Here is a 17,858-nt window from a genome sequence, read left to right on the forward strand (position 1 = left end):
AACATTAAATGTTTTTTTATTTACTACCATTAAGAAATTAAGTTAATAAAGAGAAGAACTTAATTTTCTAAACATTAAAAAAGTAAGTTCATAAAGTAAAAACTTAATAATCTTAATGTCTTAATGGTAAAAAAATCATTTCACAAATTTTATAATTGCCATTTCTAATGCTAAAAATAACAGTGCAAAGATAACAAACCATTTCCAAATTTGGCTGTCTGTTCGTTCTGTTTGTAGTGTATTAAAAATGGTTGAAATGGTATCGGCAGTTTTGAAATCAGAAACTACATTCGTGTTTACTTGACTCAAATCGCTTTCCGTTCTTTTGTAATTAAAACTGATATTTTCAATCCATTCTTTTTTGTCAAAAACACTATAATTTCCAGCGGTTTCCGGAAAATCATTGAATGTTAATTTGACTTTATTATTTAAAATCTGCTGAATCGGAATAAAAGAATCGTCTGTTCCTTTAACTTCCAAAATCGCATCTTTAGTCAATAAAACATCAACAAAATAAGGCTGATTGTTACCGATTGTCAAAGCATTTACACCCGTTTTCTGATTGTTCTGAGCGATTTTATAAAATAACGGAACAATTAAAGGCGATTGCTGAAAATTGGAATTTGTACTATTTATTGGCGCGGTAAAAACCGTTATTCCAGAAACTTGATTTTGAACAGCAGTTACAAAAGCAGTTTGGTCTTCAAATGAAAGTACAGCTGGATAAGAACTCGAAACAGCAAACGAACTATTTACTTTTGGATATTGAAAATTGGTTATTTTGTTTTCGAAAACGCCCGAAAATAAAGGATGGTCGAAATTAATTTTAGTGATTAATTTGCTGTTAGTTTCTAAATTTCCGAATTGAATTTTTCCAAAATTCCCCAATAATGCATTTAAGCTCGAAAGAGAAGTTTTCTCAGACGGAATTACAACCAAATTTCCACCTTTAGAAACAAAAGCTTTTAAAGTCGTCTGCAATGCCTGCGGAATATCAATTAATTCGTTTAGAATAATCGTATTTTGTTTTTCTAAACTATTATAATCTAAAGAGCCAATTGGGTAATTGTTGTAATTGAATTCTGCCGAGGTATAAATTCTCGATAAGAAGTTGCTTTTTTCAGGTTCACCAATGCTGATAACGTTTGTTTTTTTGTTTTTAGAAATGCTGAAAAACAATTTGTTGTCATACGTTAAACCGTTATCTTCAATTGCAACATATCCATGAAAAGCTTCTTTTGGAATGGTGAAATTGATTTTCTTTTTCTTGGTGTCAAAATTGATAATCGTTTTGGCGATCAGTTTATTTTGATTGTATAAGGCTGTAGAAACCGGTTTAAAATCTTCGCCATAAGCAGACAAATTAATGCCAATTTCGTAGAAATTTTCTAAAGTCTGATTAATGTAAACGCTGTCAATAGAGACATTGTTTTTCTGTTCTGCTTCTGGAACTATGAAATAAGGTTTTTCTTCAAAATCTATAGTTGCAATATCTTTTTCTTTTAAACCAACGGCATCGGTAATAATGACAATATCTTTTTTATGCGCCGATTTATGTGCTTTAATTTTAGCTGTAATGGCTGAAAGATCAAAAGAAGTTGCGCTGTATTTTAGATTTTGTAAAGCGCTTTTAGATGATTTTATATCCGTATTCCAAAAGTTTTCGGTGTTTGTTAAAAGCGAAAATTGAGTGTTTTCTGGAGTGTTTTCGAGTAATTCTTGAACGGCTCTTTTTAATAATTCGCCCTTTTTGCCTTTAGCCTGCATACTAAACGAATTATCTAAAACGATATACATTTCGTTTGAAGCATTTTTGCTGTCGGCAGCTTCAAAAAAAGGCTGTGCAAACGCAATAATTGCGCAAGCAAGCAATAATAAACGTGTTGTTAATAAAAGACGTTTTTTGATTTTAGAACTCTTTCGAGTCTGAATGGCAAGTTCTTTTAAAAATCGAACATTGGTGAAAAAAGAAGTTTTAAATCGTCTTAATTGAAATAAATGAACCAAAATTGGAACAATCAATAAAAACAGAAAGTATAGAATTTCGGGATGTTTAAAATGCATTCTGGCTTCGATTTACTTCACTACGTTTTGTTTTTCGCGAAGATGCTGGTCAAAAATACGAATTAAAAATTATTAAACCATATAAGTTCATTTAAGAGATTATTGGTAAAGTCTAAAGCTTATATTTCTTATGTACGTGAAAAAAATGTAACTTTTGTAATTTCTTGTAATAAAGAGACTGTTTCAAATAGATATATTGTTTATTTTAGCTAATTCAAAAAAACAAATTATGAAAAAAATATATTTAATCTTGTTTTCCGCTTTATCCATAACAGCTGTTAAAGCTCAAAATAAGTTCAATTTATTAGTTGGAACTTACACCAATACCTGCCAAAGCAATGGTATTTATGTTTATGAATTTGATGCTTCTACTGGTGAATATAAATTAAAAAGTTCTTCTGAGAATGTGGTAAGCCCAAGTTATTTGTCTGTCTCTGCAGATAATAAGTTTATCTACGCAGTGAACGAAAATGGAACACAAAGTACAGTAAGTTCATTTTCATATAATCCAGCATCTGGAAAGACCAATCTGTTGAATAAAAATGATGCTTTAGGAGCAGATCCGTGTCATTTGATAAATGACGATAAGCATGTAATTGCGGCTAATTATTCTGGTGGTAGTATTGCGGTTTTTAAGAAAAATACAGACGGAAGTATTACTGAAGTACAGCAGTTAATCCAGCATGAAGGAAAAGGGCCGAACGCAGCGCGTCAAGAAAAAGCGCATGTCCATATGGTTGTTTTTTCTCCAGATAAAAAGTTTGTGCTTTCGAATGATTTGGGTTTAGATAAAGTATTTATTTATAAATATAATCCAGCAGCTAAAAACGAAATCTTGACATTAAAAGGAAGTGTTGATGTAAAGCCAGGAAGCGGCCCTAGACATTTGACTTTCAGTAAAGATGGAAAATTTGTGTATTTAGTTCAGGAATTGGATGGAACTTTGACAACATTAAGCTGGGATAAAACTGGAAGTTTGAAAGTAGTTGCAGAAACAAGCATTCTTCCAAAAGACTTTAAAGGAGGAACAGGAGCAGCGGCAATTAAACTTTCGCCAGACGGAAACTTTTTATATGTTTCTGATCGTGTTGATGCTAATGCTATTTCAGTTTACAAAATTCTTAAAACAGGAGCTTTAGAATTGGTTGAACAGCAAAGCACTTTAGGAAAAGGACCAAGAGATTTTGCGATTGATCCAACAGGAAATTACCTTTTAATAGGACATCAATATACTAATGATATCGTTATTTTTAAAAGAGATATCGCAACAGGAAAACTGACAGATACTGGAAGAAGAATCCAATTATGTTCGCCAGTAGGACTTCTATTCACGAAAATTTAGAAAAAAGGTTCTAAGTTGCTAAGATACTAAGCTTCTAAGTTTAAAAAAAGGGTAAAGATTCAAAGAATCCTTACCCTTTTTTATGTAGTAATAGAAAAAAAAACTTAGAACCTTAGCAACTTAGTACCTTAGCATCTAAAAAAAACTTATTTTTTCTTCTTCTTCTCGTTTCTTGTCTTCAACATATTTCTGTTAACAGAACCGTGAGTTTTCTTTTTGGTTTTTGAAGGACCACCAAGATTTACTTTTTGGTTCTTTTTAGATTTTTCATGGAAAGCGCCATCACCTTCTAGTTTTGGTTTTTTCATTAAAAACTTTCTTGGCAATTTGTCTTTTTCAGCTTCAATCAGTTTTGCTGAAATTTCGACTTCTTCAGGGAAATCAGCGATTTTAAGCTCCTGATCCATTAAAAGTTCCGTTTCAATTTTGAATTCTTCTTCTCTTGGAGTAACAAAACTAATTGCAGTTCCCGTTGCGTCTGCACGACCCGTACGACCAATTCTGTGCATGTACAATTCTGGCTCTTCTGGAAGTTCAAAGTTAATTACGTGCGTGATATTAGAAATATCCAAACCTCTTGCCATAACGTCGGTTGTAATTAAGCCGCGAAGATTTCCTTCTTGGAATTCTGCCATTGTGCTCAAACGGTAGTTTTGAGATTTGTTCGAGTGAATTACTCCAAATTGTCCTTCAAAAAGCTCATCAATACGATTGAAAAGCATATCCGAAATCTTTTTATTATTTACGAAAACCAAAATACGACTCATGCATTCATCGTTTTCCAGTAAATGTTTTAAAAGATTTACTTTGGTATTAAAATTCGGAACATTATAAGTAAGCTGTGTAATTTTTTCAAGCGGAGTTCCTGATGGCGCCAATGTAACTTCTTCAGGAAAATCGAAATAATCATTTAATAAATCATCAACTTCATCTGTCATCGTTGCCGAGAAAAGAATGTTTTGACGTTTGGTTTTCATCATTGCAAAAAGCGAAGTCAGCTGTGGTCTAAAACCTAAATTCAGCATTTCGTCAAACTCGTCAATAACTAGTTTTTGAGTTTCATCAAAACGAACAACTGCGTCAAGCGCTAAATCCATTGTACGTCCAGGCGTACCAACTAAAATGTCAACACCTTCATAAACGGCTTTTTTCTGTGTATTGATGTTTACACCTCCGTAAATACCTAAAGTTTTAACCGACATATATGTAGTCAGTTTTTCTACTTCTTCAACCACCTGAACAACTAATTCACGAGTTGGAACTAGAATTACAATCTTTGGCGTATTGGTATGAGTGAATTTATAAAGCTTTAAAAGAGGCAGTAAATAAGCAAATGTTTTACCGGTTCCAGTTTGTGCAATTCCCATCATATCACGTCCAGACATGATTACAGAAAAAGATTTTTCTTGAATAGGAGTAGGCGTAACAAATCCCAATTCGTCAACTGCTTTTTGTAATGATTTTGGAAGATTGAATTTTTCGAAAGTGCTCATTTGCTTTAAATTTTGTGCAAATGTACGTTAAATTCATGGTTTTTTGTTGAATTTGTAATTTTTGATGTCTTTTGTCACCCTGAGCGAAGTCGAAGGGACGTGCCAATTGGAAACTTGGGCTTCGACTTCGCTCAGCCTGACAATTGTATATTTTTAGATTTTAAACAATTTAAAACCCTTCAAAAACTCCCAATCCAAACAAAGCAAAATCATATTTTACAGGATCTTGAGCATCCATTTCGCGAAGTTTTTTGTCTAATTCTGCCAATGCTTTTGCATCGTTTTGTTTTCGTTCTAAAAGACCAAGTTTTCGGGCAACGTTTCCAGAATGGACATCAAGCGGACAAGATAAAACGGCTGGAGAAATGCTTTTCCAGATTCCTAAATCGACTCCTTTTGCGTCTTGGCGCACCATCCAGCGCAAGTACATGTTGATTCTCTTCGCTGCCGAATTATTTAACGGATCTGAGATGTGTTTTTGAGTTCGCGCTAAATGATCTGTTTCGAAAAATATCTTTTTGAATTCACTGATACTTTTCTGTAAACTATCTTTTTCCTGATTTTTGGCAAAAACAGCTTCAAGTCCGTTGTGGTTTTTGTAGATGTTATTTAAACCTTTTATGAAGCCAGCAAAATCATGTCCGTTGAAAGTTCTGTGCACAAAAGTTTCTAGTCTTGCCAAGTCTTCGTCAGAATGTGACATAACGAAATCGTAAGGCGTGTTGCCCATTAATTCCATCATTTTATGCGAATTCTTGATAATCATTTTACGGTTTCCCCAAGCAATAGAAGCGCTAAGAAAACCCGCAATTTCGATATCTTCTTTTTGAGTAAAGAGATGCGGAATCTGTACAGGATCACTTTCTATAAAATCCTGATTGTTATATTGAATGACTTTTTCGTCTAGAAATTCTTTGAGTTCTTTTTGGTTCATTTTAAATGAAATATTCTTTTGTGTTCGAGTGCCCTAGCCCTGATGGGAGGGAAAATCCTTTTATGCCGGGGTTCGGCATAAAAGATTGGAAGGACAGCAGGAAATAGCTCCTAATTAACTTAATTGCTAATTTGTCCGTCGACCATTACTAATTTTCTATCAGCCATATTGGCCAATTCTTCGTTGTGGGTTACAATGACAAAAGTCTGTCCGAACTCGTCTCGAAGCTGAAAAAATAATTGGTGCAGGTTTTCGGCAGAATGGGTGTCCAGATTTCCAGAAGGTTCATCGGCAAAAATGACATCTGGTTTATTGATTAAGGCTCTTGCAACTGCTACACGCTGTTGTTCTCCGCCCGAAAGCTCGTTAGGTTTGTGGTTAATTCTGTGCGAAAGACCAAGATAGTTCAACAATTTTTTTGCTTCTTCTTCGGTTTCAGCGGTCTTTTTGCCTGCAATATGAGCTGGAATACATACGTTTTCTAGCGCTGTAAACTCGGGTAAAAGCTGATGAAATTGAAAAATGAAACCAAGATTTAAGTTTCTAAAATCGGATAAAATTTTGTCTTGTCTGCTTTTCTTTTTGAAATAACGATTGTAATACCCTAATAGTAAAATAATGGGCATAAGTAATATTCCCCAATTGATATAACCCAAAATATCATTCTCTATTTTATTTCTAAAAAGCACTAAAAATACCGCAAGCAGAATAATATAAAAAGAACCTAACCAAGTGATGATTTTGAATGCCTTTTCTTGATTTGAGTTATTGTTTTTAATGTTTTGTAACTCGAGTACATTTTTTCCATTAATGGTTAAAGATGAATCGGGATTATGATCTGGTTTGTCTAGTGTTCCTAAAATTTGCAGTAATGTAGTTTTACCAGCGCCCGAAGCACCAACGATAGAAACAATTTCGCCTTTTTTAATATGTAAATCAACTCCTTTTAAAACTTCAAGTTTGTCGTAAAATTTATGTATGTTTTTTGCGTGTATCATGTAGTGAAACTGTTTTTACAAAGAAACGAAGAATATGATCAAAATCAAATTTCAATATGTGAAATTCCAAATTCCAAAAGGAGCGAAGCGACTTTTAGAAAATCTAAAATTTAAAATCTAAAATCGGTACGTAAATTGATATGGGAATAATGGAAATTAAATTGAGAAAAGAGATAATAGAATTTCATGAATTATATTTAATTTCGATTAACTTAAAAATGAATGTGTTATGCAAGATTTAGAAGTTGCAGAAGATAGCAGAATGTCAAAACTACTTATAGGGCTGGTTTTGGATGGAATTGGTATGATTTCTTTTTCGATTCCGTTTCTGGGTGAGTTTTCAGATGTGGTTTGGGCTCCCATCGCTGCCATAATTATGGCAAGAATGTATAAAGGAAGAGTAGGGAAGGTTGCTGGTGTTTTGACTTTTCTTGAAGAAATATTGCCTTTTACAGATGTGATTCCGTCTTTTACCTTGACTTGGATTTATACTTATTTCTTTCAGAAAAAATAAAAAAAAGACGGTTTTAGGCCGTCTTTTTTAATTGCTTTAGTTTTAACTATTGAATGATTATTTTTTTTACATATTGTGTTTTCTTAGTCTGCGGATTTACGACTTTAATCAAGAAAATGCCTTTTGAATGCAATTGTATTGTTTCTTGTGTGCCTCCTTTAATTTTTTGTTTTACTAATTCTTTTCCGGAAATATCGTAGATTTTAAGATCTAAAATTTCTGCTTCTTCATTATCAATAAAAACAGAGAAAGATCCGTTGCTTGGAATTGGCCAAACATTAAAAGCATTGTTTTTAATTTCTTTAATACTATCGTCTGTTCCTAATGTCAAGCTTTGCCCGCTTATGACATTCACTTTTCTTTTCATTGTACCTTGTTCAGAATCTGTTACGGTAAATTCAAAAGAGCATAATCCATTTGAAGTTGGTGTAAATGCAACCACATCTGAATTGAGAGTTGCATTTCCGTTTACTACATTCGAAATGGCATAAGAAACGCCACTTGTAAATCCTCTTGATAATTTTTGAATATTAATGTCAATTTTTGTTCCTTCTGGAGATTCGTAATGTGGCAGTGACATCCATTGTAAATATTCGTCTAAATGAGTGTAACCATCTAAATTAGGATCGGCATTTGCATCTGAAAAATCCCCAATTGCAGAGTTTACATTGGTTCCTATGATGTTTTCCCACCAGTTTGGCAATCCATCTTGATCGCTATCCCAATTGGCATCTCTTACTACAGTCGGATAGTTTTCGAAACCACCAACATCTGCTTCATTATCTGGAAATCCAGGTTTGCCTGTTACACTTCCAACTGCAGAATACGTTCCGTTTAATGTCTCTGAAATGATTCTTTGGTCATGTTCGTCAAATTCTGGCTGGGTACATCCAACATCAGAAAGAACAATTTTATAAGCATTTTTAGCTGATTGCGTCGTTACATAAGAAGGGAAAAAAGGGGTATTTACAAAGTTGTTATACGGTACAGTATTTCCTGATGCTTTTCTTCCAGCAGTTTGGTTGGTTTCGTCGAAATAGCCAGGCATTACATTTCCGTTAAAATAACATTGCTGCATTCCAGTTCCAACACCTTCATTTTGCTGATTAAAAGCAACAAATATTTTTGAACCAGCGCCAGGTTTGTAATAGTTGTTTACAAAATTAACTTCTTTGGTTCCTCCGTCTGTAGTTCTTCCTCCCCAGTTATAAACGACATTGTTCGTAATATCCATTTTTCCTGCATAAGCACCGTTTCCGTCCAATCCGCCGCCAAGACTCCAATTTCTGCCATAACAATGGGCTAATAGATTGTGATGGAAACTCCCGATATCTCCGCCAATTGTAGCAGCATATCCATGTTCTGTTCCTGTTGGATAATTTTGGTGATTTGCTGCATTTAAAGCCTCAGAAATAAGTGTTCTCTGAAGGGTGATGTTTTTTCCAGATCTAGAACTAAAAGATTCATCTATAGTCCAGCTGATTGAACAGTGGTCAATAATGCTATTATCTGCACCTGTTAATCCCATTCCGTCAAAAGTAGGTCCTGCACCAACTCTAACACGCAGATTTTGTACAACAGCATCATTTCCTGTTACGCCAAAAGGAGCAGAACGAATGCAGATTCCTTTTCCTGGAGCGGTTTGTCCAGCAACTGTTACGTAAGGCTGGCTTAAAACCAGACGCGATTGCAATTGAATTACACCGGAAGTATTAAAAATAATTGTTCTCGGGCCAATATCGTTTGTAACGGCTTCACGAAAACTTCCTGGTCCGCTGTCGTTTAGATTAGTAACGGCAACAACTTTTCCGCCACGTCCTCCACGTGCAAAACGGCCGTATCCTTCAGCGTCAGGAAAAGCAAGCTGTGCGGGGCGAAAACGCCAAACGTTTCCTTTTTCAATTCCATTTGATAAAACTTCATCAATACGCCAGTAATAAGTTGCTCCCGTATACAATCCGTTTGCTTGATAAGAATTGTTGGCTAAAGCTTGATTTCCTTTATATTCTGGTGAAGCTGTCGTTGCGTTGTCAACCGCTAGTGGATCTGTTCCAAAATAGACATTGTGCGAAACAGCTCCTGACCCAGCAGTCCATTGCAGCAATTTTCCGCCAGATGTTAATTCTACATGTTCGTTGTTTTGTTTTGGATCTGGGTTTATAGCTTGATGAGAAATATTGGGTGTATTTAATTCAAAACCATTAAAAATGAAGTTTTTAATATTTTCTGTTCCCGAAGTTTCTGCAGCAATTAAAATTACGACATCGGTTCCTGCTGTAGCTTGAAATCTTAAATAAGAAGACGCTGCATCAGCTGTTTTAGTTGCTCTTACAGTTGGAATTAAATTATTGACCACTACATTTCCATCGACAGAAATATCAATTGGACTAAATGTATTTGTGGTTGGGCTGTCCACGTTGTTGAAGAAAGCTAATAACGTATGTTCTCCTGTGGTTAAACCGCTTATTTTGAGTTCGATTTGAGCGCCAAGATTTGCTGTTGTACCTTTTACTGTAAGTCCGTCACAGACCAATCTTGCGTAATAAGGGGCTTGAATTCCTGCTTTGTACCAATTGGTTCCTAAGTTGTCTCCATTAGTTCCGGTGCGACTAATTGTAAAAGTAACTCCGTTTTCGGTATAAGAACTAGTGTTTCCAGAAGCGATTACCCAAGCGGTGTAATCGGGATCGTTTACTTCGGCTTTCGGTCTTCCTGATTGATCAAAGTCGATTTTTACAATCGGATTTTGAGCAAAAATCTTGTTTACGGGCGCAATGAGACAAATCATCGCCACGATAACGGAGAATTTAAAGTAATTTTTCAGCATGTCAAATTGTGGTTTGGTTAGTAAGTAATAATTTTTGTTAGAAATATTAATTGTTTGATTATCAAGTTTAATTAATGCTTCTAACTATTGTAAAGTTTGTTATTACTTAAAATATAACTATCCTGCACCATCCTGTTCTGTATAGTGATTAAATAAAAAATTGGCATAAAAAAAATGTTATATATTTTTTTTATGCCAAATTTTTAAATATGTAATGTTTGATAAATGCAGGGATTGATTAAACTGCAGTTTCAAAAATAGTAAACGATCTGAAAAATGATTTTAAATAAAATTTTAGCTTAAGAGACGATCTTAACCAGAACGGTTTTTTATTAAATTAGTAAAAACGGAGTTATTCTTTGAATAAAAATCCTAGCCCCATATTTTTAAGCATTTTCTTTTCGAAGTTCCAAAAGAATTTAAACTGTCCAAAAATAGTTCCAATAGCAACTAGTAAAACTTGATAGATAGGGAAGATAATAATAAGACGAATGAGTGTAAACCAACCTCCAAAATCTTCTTTAGTAATACCCAGCCAAACGCAGAAAGGTTTAGAAAGCCACGCAGATGCCGATCCTGTGATGGCAAAAACGATAAATATAATTATGGCTTGTAAATTTGAGGTAATTCCCCAGCGTTTTTTTAATCTGTTCATTGCTATTTGTAATGATTACAAATATAGTATATTATCTTGACGGAACATAGCCCCAAAGCTTTTGTTTGTAAGTATTTTGAAAATAAATCATGTAATTGTAAATTAAGTAATTTACTTCGTAGCCATAATGAATATCTGGGCGATAATCAATAGACATTTCGTATAAGCTTGGGCTATAACGTTGCGGCTGTAGAACACGATTATTCCATTCTGTTACATACAAATAGTTTTTGTTTTCAAGGTATTGTAAGGAGTAATAGTTTCGTGGATAGGCTCTAGAGGCAAGCCAGGTTGAGAATCCGTTATCGATTATAATGACTTCGTATTCTAATGAATCGTTTGCAATTCTAATGGTATCGTTTACTTTTTTATTTGATGCAGATACAGTATCAGTGCTGGCAATATTCTGCGAAGTTGTAGAACATGCAACAATGGTAAGTAGAACAATTAATATGGAAATGCATTTTTTCATAGCCTAAATTTACGAATATTTTTTTAGGTTCAGAGGGGTAAAGTATCAAAGTAACAAAGGTTTAACTTCTTGCTAATAAAAATAAAAAAGGATTACAATTTTGTAATCCTTTTTTAGAGTATTTCTAAAAAGCCTTTGTTGCTCTGAACCTATTTGGCTTTATGCCTAAAGATCTACTTGCTTCCAAACAACTTTCCAATAAATCCTGCGATTCCTCCTTTGCTTTTGGTAACTACTAATACATCTGCAACATCAACTTTTCCGTCATTGTTTTGGTCAAGGCCAAATTGCATTCCGTATTTAGAAATAGTATCCATTATTCCAGATGCTTGTCCGCTGTTTCCTGAAATAGAATTTATAATATCAGAAATTTGAAAACTGCTATCGTTTGGATCTTTTGCTTTATTTACTAAAGAGCCTAAAATCTGTGGAATCAAATTGGAAGCAACTCCGCTTGAATCGGCACTGCTTAATCCGAATTTTTGACCAAGACTTCCGCTTAATTGCTGTTGAATTTGCTGTACAACAGGGTTTGAGCTGTCAATGGGTGTATTTCCGTTAAATAATCCGGCAATCTGATCTGTATTTCCTTCAGAAACAATCTTTTTTAATCCTTCAAAAATAGAACTGCTTGTTTCGTTTATTACGGCTTCATTATGTTCGTTTGGGACAGCGTTATTGTTTACCACAGCGTCGCCTCCGTATTGCTGTACTAATTGGGTTAATTGTTCAAACATGATATTTAAGGTTTAAAATTACACGCCAAAATTAATAAAAAAAGAAAGATATTTACTACAAATGTAGTAATAATCCATTTAAAGATACTTTATTTTTTAATTACTTGGTTCGGCAAATTCAAGAAATTCGCTAAAACCTTATTTATATTGACTTAAATTAAAGCCATTGTTAAAACTTAGTATTTGTATCTTTTACTTTGCACCAGGTTGTAACATCTTTAGGATTAAATCCAGGACAGCTATTAATGTTCTTTTTAGAAAAAAATAACACATCATTATCAAATGTGCTCAGATTGAAGTAATAGTTGCTGTAATCTTCTCCATATCTCCACACATCGCTTGAGCCTTCATTGCCGATAGTTTCATTAAAAGTAAAAATGGAAGATTGCTCAGGTATAAAATATTCTTTTTCAATAACAAGCGAAAATATATTGCCAAAGATAGAAGTGCAGAACAAAGCAATTGCAATTGCCATTAGAATCAGTCGAATGATCCATTTACGTTTAGAGCTTTTTTTATGTATATTCATAGTTATGCTTTAAGTGTCCGCGAAAGTATAAAAAAGAAAGGGATTTACTACAGATAAGTAGTAAATCCCTTTAATCGAACTTAATCTATTTTTACTAGGTCAACAAAGTAATAATTTGTGATGCCAATTCAGTACCAATTCTATCTTGCGCTTCTCCAGTAGCAGCTCCGATGTGTGGAGTCAAAGAGATTTTAGAGTGCATTAAGATTGCCATTTCTGGTTTTGGCTCGCTTTCAAAAACGTCTAAACCAGCAAAAGCAACTTTTCCTGAATCTAAAGCTTTTACTAGCGCTACTTCATCAATAACACCACCACGAGCACAGTTTACAATTCCAACACCATCTTTCAAGATTTCAAATTCTTTCTCTCCAATGATGTATCCATCTTGTGCAGGAACGTGTAGTGTAATGAAATCTGCTTCTTTAAATAAAGATTCTAAAGATTGAGAAACAATTTTAGTTGTGATAGACTGTCCGTCAAAAAACTCAACTTTTACATCTACTTCTGGGATAAAACTGTCGGCAGCGATAACTTTCATTCCTAAACCAAGAGCCATTTTTGCTGTAGCTTGTCCGATACGACCAATACCAACAATACCTAAAGTTTTTCCTCTTAATTCAGTTCCGTTAGCGTAAGCTTTTTTCAAACCATCAAAGTTTGAATCTCCTTCAAGAGGCATATTTCTGTTAGAATCATGTAAAAAACGTACACCAGAAAATAAGTGTCCAAATACTAATTCAGCAACAGATTCTGAAGATGAAGCAGGAGTATTAATTACATGGATTCCTTTGCTTTTTGCATAATCCACATCGATATTGTCCATACCAACACCACCACGTCCGATGATTTTGATACCAGGGCAAGCATCGATAATATCTTTACGAACTTTAGTTGCACTACGAACTAAAATTACGTCAATGTTATTGTCATTTATATAGTTAGCTACTTGTTCTTGAGCTACTTTTGTTGTGATAACTTCAAAACCACCTTTTTCTAAGGCTAGAATTCCGCTTTTAGAAATTCCGTCATTTGCTAATACTTTCATTGTATTTATTGTTTATTTGGTTAATCGTTTAATTGTTTAATCGATAAACCAGCTATTTGATTTTTCTTTTTTGTAAACTGTGACTGTGACTGAAAACTAAACTTTAGATTCCAATGCTTTCATTACATCCACTAAAACCTGAACGCTTTCGATTGGCATAGCGTTGTAAATAGAAGCTCTGTAACCACCAACAGAACGGTGTCCTGGCAATCCAGAAATATTTGCCGCTTTCCATAAAGCATCAAAAGTTTCAGTGTGTTCAGGATTGTTCAATAAGAAAGTTACGTTCATGTTAGAACGATCTTCTACTGCAGCAGCACCTTTAAACAATGGGTTTCTGTCGATTTCAGCATAAAGTAATTCTGCCTTTGCGTTGTTTAATTTTTCAACAGCAGCAATTCCGCCTTTTTCTTTGATCCATTGTAATGTTAAAAGAGAAACGTAAACAGCAAATACAGGTGGAGTATTGTACATACTTTCTCCTTTAATGTGTTTAGCATAATCTAGCATACTTGGAATAGTTTTTCCGTTTTTGCCTAAGATTTCTTCTTTAATCACTACTAAAGTAGTTCCTGCAGGACCCATATTTTTTTGAGCACCAGCGTAGATTAAATCAAATTTAGAGAAATCTAATTCACGTGAAAAAATATCAGAACTCATATCGCAAACAACAGGAACATTTGTTGCTGGGAATTCTTTCATTTGAGTTCCAAAGATGGTATTGTTACTTGTGCAGTGGAAATAATCAGCATCAGCTGGAATTTCGTAACCTTTAGGAACATAAGTATAATTGTCTTCTTTTGAAGAAGCTACGACAACAGTCTCACCGAAAAGTTTAGCTTCTTTGATCGCTGCGGTTGCCCACGTTCCAGAATCTAAATAAGCAGCTTTTCCGTTTTCTTTCATTAAGTTATAGGGTGCCATTAAGAATGCTGTACTTGCACCACCTTGTAAAAATAAAGCCTGATAACCTTTTCCTTGAAGTCCTAATAATTCTAAAGCAAGGGAACGAGCTTCCTCCATAACTGCAACGAAATCTTTGCTTCGGTGCGAGATTTCAAGGATCGATAACCCTGAATCATTAAAATTTAAAATTGCTTTTGATGCCTTCTCAAAAACTTCCTGAGGTAAAATACTTGGTCCTGCGCTGTAGTTGTGTTTTTTCATGGTTGTTGTTAATAGTCGAAAATTTTAAAGACGCAAATTTCGGTAATAAGAGCCGAAAAAGCGTTAAAATATTCGAAATAATTAAACAATTTATTACTTTGTTGTTAACAAAAACGTTATAGTATCGACATTATCTGCGTAATCCCACAATTGCGGTTTTTGGGTTTCTCCAAATGCTACACTATCTGCAGTTACATTGTGGCTAACAATGCATTGAATTTGGTCTGTGTCGTCCTGAAGGCGTTTTTTAAGTTCTTCTAAGCTTTCATAATATTCATAAAATACACTCGAAATAGGAGAGGCATAACTTGAGTCTTCTTTTAAAGTCAAAAATCCGTTGTCTAATAATTTGAAATTACTCATTAAAAATACCGCTTTATTATAGTCATAATTATTAGCGTATTTTTCGTAATGAATAACGTCTTGGTATTTGAACATTGCTTGGAAAAAAGTGTCAAAAGAATAGTCTTTCGGAATAAAAAGCTTTGAAACATTTCGGCATCCTAAACCAAAATATCTAAAAATATCTTCTCCAAGCGCTTCCAATTCTTCAGTGGTTTCTTTTCCGGTTAAAATAGCGGCCGAATTTCTGTTTTTACGAATAATCGATGGTTTGTCTTTAAAATAATATTCAAAATAACGAGCAGTATTATTGCTTCCTGTGGCAATTACCGCATCAAAGTTTTCAAGTTTTCCTTCCACGAAAGTGATGCTGTCTTTCAGATTTTCATCAACAGCAATTAAATATTTAGCTAAAAACGGCAATAAATGCTGATCGTTTGACGAAGTTTTAATTAAAGCTTTGTTGCCTGTAATTAAAACAGATAAAAAATCATGAAAACCTACTAACGGAATATTTCCAGCTAAAATCAAAGCAACAGTTTTTGCATCGCCTTTCTGATCTATTTTGTAAGCCGAAAGCCATTTGTCAATATTTTCAGTTGTTAAAGCTTCAGCCCACGATTGTATAGAAAAATAAACCTGTTCAGGAGTATACCATCCATTATGAGATTGCGATAAATGAATCAGGTTGTTGAAATCATCAAAAAAGATATCATTATATAAGACATCGGATTTTTGCGCAGTAGCACCTTCAGAAAACTGACTTAAAAATTTTCCTAATTCAACAAAAACACTTTTTTTTGTTTCTAATGTCATAATGTTTGTTTATGAATTGTTTTGATTGTAATTTTGCACAAAAATAAGCATAATTAAGTCGAAAGTCAAAAGTCATAAAGTCAAAAGCTATGCTTGTCTTTATTTTGACTTTAGAACTTTAAGACTTTTAACCTTAAGACTAATAAACGATGGCAATTATTATAACTGACGAATGCATCAATTGTGGGGCTTGCGAACCAGAGTGCCCTAATACAGCAATATATGAAGGAGCAGATGATTGGAGATATAAAGACGGAACAAGTCTTTCTGGAAAAATTGTATTACCTGACGGAACTGAAGTTGACGCTGATGACGCTCAAACTCCAATTTCTGACGAAATTTACTATATAGTACCAGGAAAATGTACAGAATGTAAAGGTTTCCATGATGAGCCGCAGTGTGCTGCTGTTTGTCCTGTTGACTGTTGTGTACCAGATGATAATCATGTTGAAGACGAAGAAACTTTATTAGAAAGACAAGCGTTTTTGCATAACGAATAATTATTTCTGAATATCTAAATAAAATAGGATCCTGAGTTGCAAAACTCAGGATTTTTTTTGCCCCCTGATATCAGGTATTTTTAAAAGTTAGTTTGTTGGTAATTAATGTTTTATTTTTTCTGGGGTTGCTTTATTGTTAAAAAAACAATAATTTAGTTGAAAATATAACAACGCCTATGAAGCAACTGCTACTTTTATTTGTCGTATTATTTCAGTTGAATGTTTTTGCACAAAATGATGAATATTCTATTTATGTAAAAGACATTGAAACCCTACAGCCTATTGAGAATGCTACTGTAATGGTCTTAAAAACGAAACAGGTTTTAATGACTAATGCAGATGGTAAAATAACTTTTGTTTTGAGCGGAGGATCAAACATACAGGTTTCAGAAATGAATTATGAAAATCTGACTGTTCGTTGGGCCGCTTTAAAAGAAAGTGGATTTGTAGTTTATCTTAAAAATAAAAAAGAAAACTTAGACGAAGTTGTAGTCTCAAAAGAAAATCCTCAAAAAATGCTTCAGAAAGTAGTTTCAAATTCGAAACAAAAAATAAGCGTTGCACATCGATTAAAAGTATATGTTCGTGAATTTTTCATGCTTGACAATCAATATTCTTATTATAATGATGGATTAGTTAACTTTCAATTCAATAAAAACAATACAACTACGTTATTAGTAGAACAAAATCGTTCTTATGGGTTGATAGACACAGATGTTAGTGCTGATTTGAAAGGATATGACTTGAATGATATCATGGAAAATTACTCTAACTTTAAGTATTTGGATCCGCTGTTGGATCCCAAAGCGAAAAAGGAATATGATTTTACAACAAAAGGACATTCAAAAAATAAAGATTATTATATAATGTCAGTTGTTCCGCTGGATAAAGCAAAAGAGGCAATTGATAATTTTGAAATTATTTACGATCCTGAGAAAAAAATTATAGTAGAATTTACAATTTCAGTTACGCCAGCAACACTGGATAAAGTGGAAGAAAAGACAAAAGAAGGCGAAAAGAATATTACAAAATCGTTTGTCAAAGTAAATTACAGATGGGACGGCACGGATTATTATTTATTGAGTTCAAATGAAGAAATTGGATATAATGTTGTTGTAAAAGATAAAACAAAAAATGTTCAAGTAAGAAATAGTTTTGTGACAACAGGTTTCAACAAACAAAATTTCACGTATAATGAAAGTGATGTTTTTAAAGAAAAATCGCTTTTTAACAAGAAAAACAAAATCCTGACCAATTATTGGGATATTTCGGGATTTACAGCAACAGAGCAAGAAAAAGCTATTATTGCATCATTAGAGTTTAAATTGTAATTAAATAAATAGAAAAGAAAAATCCTGAGCGTTATGCTCAGGATTTTTTGTTTTATAAAGTTTGTCAGGCTGAGCGAAGTCGAAGCCCAATA

General features: G+C 33.7%; 15 protein-coding genes and 2 pseudogenes. 4 read left to right on the plus strand and 13 right to left on the minus strand.

The features are described from left to right. Nucleotides 1–135: 135 nt before the first annotated feature. Nucleotides 136–2,064, minus strand: coding sequence for a BatA domain-containing protein (locus AC3Y25_RS18670; protein ID WP_489903778.1), 1,929 nt, complete (start codon nt 2,062–2,064; stop codon nt 136–138). Nucleotides 2,065–2,293: 229 nt separating this feature from the next. Here AC3Y25_RS18670 and AC3Y25_RS18675 point away from each other — a divergent pair, with 229 nt between their 5' ends. After that, on the plus strand, nt 2,294–3,406 hold the full coding sequence (locus AC3Y25_RS18675; RefSeq protein ID WP_489903779.1) for a lactonase family protein: 1,113 nt from the start codon (nt 2,294–2,296) through the stop codon (nt 3,404–3,406). Between the two features lie 146 nt (nt 3,407–3,552). On the opposite strand, the gene AC3Y25_RS18680 is transcribed toward AC3Y25_RS18675, so the two are convergent. From AC3Y25_RS18680 to AC3Y25_RS18695, 4 genes and pseudogenes are all read right to left on the minus strand, one after another. Continuing rightward, the gene (locus AC3Y25_RS18680) at nt 3,553–4,899 is read right to left on the minus strand and encodes a DEAD/DEAH box helicase (protein WP_489903780.1); all 1,347 of its coding nucleotides are present in this window, start codon (nt 4,897–4,899) and stop codon (nt 3,553–3,555) included. 169 nt (nt 4,900–5,068) lie between these two features. Next, the gene (locus tag AC3Y25_RS18685; protein ID WP_489903781.1) at nt 5,069–5,833 is read right to left on the minus strand and encodes a TIGR02757 family protein; all 765 of its coding nucleotides are present in this window, start codon (nt 5,831–5,833) and stop codon (nt 5,069–5,071) included. Nucleotides 5,834–5,952: 119 nt separating this feature from the next. Beyond that, a pseudogene (locus tag AC3Y25_RS18690) lies at nt 5,953–6,402 on the minus strand (ABC transporter ATP-binding protein); the annotation flags it as partial. A gap of 216 nt (nt 6,403–6,618) precedes the next feature. Further along, nucleotides 6,619–6,831: pseudogene (locus AC3Y25_RS18695) on the minus strand (ATP-binding cassette domain-containing protein); the annotation flags it as partial. A gap of 229 nt (nt 6,832–7,060) precedes the next feature. Here AC3Y25_RS18695 and AC3Y25_RS18700 point away from each other — a divergent pair. Then, complete coding sequence (locus tag AC3Y25_RS18700) at nt 7,061–7,345, plus strand: hypothetical protein (RefSeq protein WP_095931743.1); 285 nt, start codon at nt 7,061–7,063, stop codon at nt 7,343–7,345. Between the two features lie 46 nt (nt 7,346–7,391). On the opposite strand, the gene AC3Y25_RS18705 is transcribed toward AC3Y25_RS18700, so the two are convergent. The 8 genes from AC3Y25_RS18705 to AC3Y25_RS18740 form a co-directional block, all read right to left on the minus strand. Next, complete coding sequence (locus AC3Y25_RS18705; protein WP_489903782.1) at nt 7,392–10,172, minus strand: T9SS type A sorting domain-containing protein; 2,781 nt, start codon at nt 10,170–10,172, stop codon at nt 7,392–7,394. Nucleotides 10,173–10,524: 352 nt separating this feature from the next. After that, nucleotides 10,525–10,827 carry a DUF6787 family protein gene (locus tag AC3Y25_RS18710; RefSeq protein WP_248726158.1) on the minus strand — a complete coding sequence of 101 codons (303 nt, stop codon included), beginning with the start codon at nt 10,825–10,827 and terminating at the stop codon, nt 10,525–10,527. Between the two features lie 31 nt (nt 10,828–10,858). After that, nucleotides 10,859–11,299, minus strand: a complete 441-nt coding sequence (locus AC3Y25_RS18715; RefSeq protein ID WP_489903783.1) for a DUF6146 family protein — start codon at nt 11,297–11,299, stop codon at nt 10,859–10,861. Nucleotides 11,300–11,472: 173 nt separating this feature from the next. After that, nucleotides 11,473–12,036, minus strand: coding sequence for a DUF937 domain-containing protein (locus AC3Y25_RS18720; protein ID WP_095931739.1), 564 nt, complete (start codon nt 12,034–12,036; stop codon nt 11,473–11,475). A 169-nt stretch (nt 12,037–12,205) separates the two neighbouring features. Continuing rightward, nucleotides 12,206–12,565, minus strand: a complete 360-nt coding sequence (locus AC3Y25_RS18725) for a hypothetical protein (RefSeq protein WP_489903784.1) — start codon at nt 12,563–12,565, stop codon at nt 12,206–12,208. 94 nt (nt 12,566–12,659) lie between these two features. Further along, nucleotides 12,660–13,610, minus strand: coding sequence for a D-2-hydroxyacid dehydrogenase (locus AC3Y25_RS18730; RefSeq protein WP_489903785.1), 951 nt, complete (start codon nt 13,608–13,610; stop codon nt 12,660–12,662). 96 nt (nt 13,611–13,706) lie between these two features. Next, on the minus strand, nt 13,707–14,777 hold the full coding sequence (gene serC / locus AC3Y25_RS18735; protein WP_489903786.1) for a 3-phosphoserine/phosphohydroxythreonine transaminase: 1,071 nt from the start codon (nt 14,775–14,777) through the stop codon (nt 13,707–13,709). Between the two features lie 93 nt (nt 14,778–14,870). Next, on the minus strand, nt 14,871–15,935 hold the full coding sequence (locus AC3Y25_RS18740; protein ID WP_489903787.1) for an acyl-CoA reductase: 1,065 nt from the start codon (nt 15,933–15,935) through the stop codon (nt 14,871–14,873). A gap of 149 nt (nt 15,936–16,084) precedes the next feature. Between AC3Y25_RS18740 and AC3Y25_RS18745 the strand changes: the two genes are divergently transcribed. Further along, nucleotides 16,085–16,435: a 4Fe-4S dicluster domain-containing protein gene (locus tag AC3Y25_RS18745; protein ID WP_111366760.1), complete on the plus strand. Its 351-nt coding sequence runs from the start codon at nt 16,085–16,087 to the stop codon at nt 16,433–16,435. Nucleotides 16,436–16,611: 176 nt separating this feature from the next. After that, nucleotides 16,612–17,766: a peptidase associated/transthyretin-like domain-containing protein gene (locus AC3Y25_RS18750; RefSeq protein ID WP_489903788.1), complete on the plus strand. Its 1,155-nt coding sequence runs from the start codon at nt 16,612–16,614 to the stop codon at nt 17,764–17,766. The last annotated feature ends 92 nt before the right edge of the window (nt 17,767–17,858 follow it).

The organism is Flavobacterium sp. LK-23 (genome assembly GCF_058135255.1).

Excerpts from the sequence above, each read along its gene's own strand:
- AC3Y25_RS18740 (WP_489903787.1), bottom strand. The coding sequence starts at position 15,935 with ATGACATTAGAAACAAAAAAAAGTGTTTTTGTTGAATTAGGAAAATTT.
- AC3Y25_RS18730 (WP_489903785.1), bottom strand. The coding sequence starts at position 13,610 with ATGAAAGTATTAGCAAATGACGGAATTTCTAAAAGCGGAATTCTAGCC.
- AC3Y25_RS18715 (WP_489903783.1), bottom strand. The coding sequence starts at position 11,299 with ATGAAAAAATGCATTTCCATATTAATTGTTCTACTTACCATTGTTGCA.
- AC3Y25_RS18750 (WP_489903788.1), top strand. The coding sequence starts at position 16,612 with ATGAAGCAACTGCTACTTTTATTTGTCGTATTATTTCAGTTGAATGTT.
- AC3Y25_RS18680 (WP_489903780.1), bottom strand. The coding sequence starts at position 4,899 with ATGAGCACTTTCGAAAAATTCAATCTTCCAAAATCATTACAAAAAGCA.
- AC3Y25_RS18675 (WP_489903779.1), top strand. The coding sequence starts at position 2,294 with ATGAAAAAAATATATTTAATCTTGTTTTCCGCTTTATCCATAACAGCT.
- AC3Y25_RS18700 (WP_095931743.1), top strand. The coding sequence starts at position 7,061 with ATGCAAGATTTAGAAGTTGCAGAAGATAGCAGAATGTCAAAACTACTT.
- serC (WP_489903786.1), bottom strand. The coding sequence starts at position 14,777 with ATGAAAAAACACAACTACAGCGCAGGACCAAGTATTTTACCTCAGGAA.
- AC3Y25_RS18685 (WP_489903781.1), bottom strand. The coding sequence starts at position 5,833 with ATGAACCAAAAAGAACTCAAAGAATTTCTAGACGAAAAAGTCATTCAA.
- AC3Y25_RS18670 (WP_489903778.1), bottom strand. The coding sequence starts at position 2,064 with ATGCATTTTAAACATCCCGAAATTCTATACTTTCTGTTTTTATTGATT.
- AC3Y25_RS18710 (WP_248726158.1), bottom strand. The coding sequence starts at position 10,827 with ATGAACAGATTAAAAAAACGCTGGGGAATTACCTCAAATTTACAAGCC.
- AC3Y25_RS18745 (WP_111366760.1), top strand. The coding sequence starts at position 16,085 with ATGGCAATTATTATAACTGACGAATGCATCAATTGTGGGGCTTGCGAA.
- AC3Y25_RS18725 (WP_489903784.1), bottom strand. The coding sequence starts at position 12,565 with ATGAATATACATAAAAAAAGCTCTAAACGTAAATGGATCATTCGACTG.
- AC3Y25_RS18720 (WP_095931739.1), bottom strand. The coding sequence starts at position 12,036 with ATGTTTGAACAATTAACCCAATTAGTACAGCAATACGGAGGCGACGCT.
- AC3Y25_RS18705 (WP_489903782.1), bottom strand. The coding sequence starts at position 10,172 with ATGCTGAAAAATTACTTTAAATTCTCCGTTATCGTGGCGATGATTTGT.